Source organism: Streptomyces sp. T39, from assembly GCF_008042045.1.
In the GTDB taxonomy this organism is placed as follows: Bacteria; Actinomycetota; Actinomycetes; order Streptomycetales; family Streptomycetaceae; genus Streptomyces.
Window position 1 is genome coordinate 1 of record NZ_RDBP01000235.1, and the last position, 854, is coordinate 854.

1 protein-coding gene is annotated in these 854 nt (G+C 66.1%); it reads left to right on the forward strand.

Annotated elements, in window-relative coordinates; translation table 11 throughout:
* Nucleotides 1-27: 27 nt before the first annotated feature.
* Nucleotides 28-854, forward strand: an 827-nt coding sequence (locus EAO77_RS37475; RefSeq protein ID WP_410088768.1) for a helicase-related protein, incomplete at its 3' end; no start/stop codon positions are given.

The window sequence follows — 854 nt, forward strand, 5'->3', positions numbered from 1 at the left end:
CCGCTGCCGCAGGAGCTGGCGTGCTCGATGGATGACGAGTCGATTTTTGGGCCCGTTCTGTGGTCGATGTCGTTGTCGAGCGCCATCACCAGGAAGCTGCTTGCCCGCTATCAGATTGTGGTGGTTGAGCTGCGGGATCCTTCGCTGACGCTGGAGCGGCTGTACGGCGAGCAGCGGCACGATGAGCAAGTGCGTGGTGAGCGGCTGGCGGTGCTGCAGGCCGCGTTGCTGGAGGCGATGGCCGAGCACGGTTTGCGGCGCGGGATCACGTTCCATCACCGGACCATGGAGGCGCGGGCGTTTGCCGAGGGGCTGGAGCGGGTGGCGCGCCGGCTGCATGCGGCCGATCCGGAGCGGCACCCGGCGCGGGTGTGGTCGGGGTGGCTGTCCGGCGAATCCCCGGCAGAGGATCGTGAGGACAAGCTCCGTGAATTCGGGCGCAGGGCAGGGCGTGCCGTGATGTCGAATTGCCGTGTCCTGAGTGAGGGTGTTGATGTCCCGAGTGTGGACTGTGTGGCSCTGATCGATCCGAAGGGGTCGGCSGTGGATATYGTYCAGGCGATCGGCCGGGCGCTGCGGCAGAAGCCCGGTGACGACAAGCTGGCGACCCTGATCGTTCCGGTGTTCCTCGGGGACAACGAGACACCGGAAGACATGCCGTATTCGGGTTCGTATCGCCCTTTGATCAAGGTCTTGGCTGGGCTTCGGGCGCATGATGAACGCGCGGTGGAAATGCTCGCTATTCCCCAGGAAACCTCGGCTGCAGTGTCTCAGGCGTCGTCGTGGCTGGGCGAGGCGCCCGAGAGCGACGGTGAGGAGGAGCAGCGGCTGCTGCTGCGGTTCGGCACGCACCG